This is a genomic window from Parasphingorhabdus sp. (genome assembly GCF_036963805.1).
Classification (GTDB): domain Bacteria; phylum Pseudomonadota; class Alphaproteobacteria; order Sphingomonadales; family Sphingomonadaceae; genus Parasphingorhabdus.
This window is the reverse complement of sequence record NZ_JBALUN010000039.1, coordinates 1-896: the sequence shown is the minus strand read 5'-3', so window position 1 is coordinate 896 and position 896 is coordinate 1. Positions and strand designations below refer to the sequence as shown.

Genomic DNA, 896 nt, shown 5'->3' with positions numbered 1-896 from the left:
CGAGAACTTTGATCTAAAGATCAACAGGGGTGAATTCATCTCGTTGATTGGGCATTCGGGATGCGGCAAGTCCACTGTGCTGACGATGGCCGCGGGGCTGAACCCGATCTCGAAAGGTGCGATCCGACTGGATGGGTGGAACGTCGAAGGCGCAGACCCTGAACGCGCCGTGGTTTTCCAGTCGCCCAACCTCTTCCCATGGCTTTCAGCCAAGGAAAACGTCGCAATCGGTGTCGACAAAGTCTATCCGCGGGCAAGTCTGGCGGAGCGTCAGGATGTGGTGGAATACTACCTTGAACGCGTCGGGCTGGCTGACAGCATGAACAAGAATGCCGCCAGCCTGTCGAACGGGATGAAGCAGCGCGTGGGCATTGCGAGGGCCTTTGCGCTGTCGCCCAAACTTCTCTTGTTGGATGAACCTTTTGGCATGCTCGACAGTCTCACCCGCTGGGAATTGCAAGAAGTGCTGATGGAAGTCTGGTCGCGTACCAAAGTGACGGCGATCTGCGTCACGCATGATGTAGACGAAGCAATTTTGCTGGCCGACCGCGTGGTGATGATGACCAACGGACCACAGGCCACCATCGGCAAGATCACGGATGTGAAGCTGCCGCGTCCGCGTACCCGCAAGGCCCTTCTCGAACACCCCGACTACTATGCCTATCGCCAGGAAGTGCTCGATTTTCTTGAGGAATACGAACACGGCAATGCGCCCAAATCGCCTGCCTCTGGCGGGAAACCGAAACCCAAAGCAATCGCGGCGGAGTGAGACCATGAAACAGAAACTTGTCGTTATCGGTGCCGGAATGGCCTCCGGGAGGGTGCTAGAGCACCTTCTGGACCAGGACCGAGATGCCTATGATATCACCCTTTTCAACGCAGAGGCGCGCGGTAAC

General features: G+C 57.0%; 1 protein-coding gene. It reads left to right on the top strand.

Annotated elements, in window-relative coordinates; all coding sequences use genetic code 11:
- Positions 1 to 769, top strand: a 769-nt coding sequence (locus V7676_RS18655) for an ABC transporter ATP-binding protein (RefSeq protein ID WP_335661059.1), incomplete at its 5' end; no start/stop codon positions are given.
- Positions 770 to 896 lie beyond the last annotated feature (127 nt).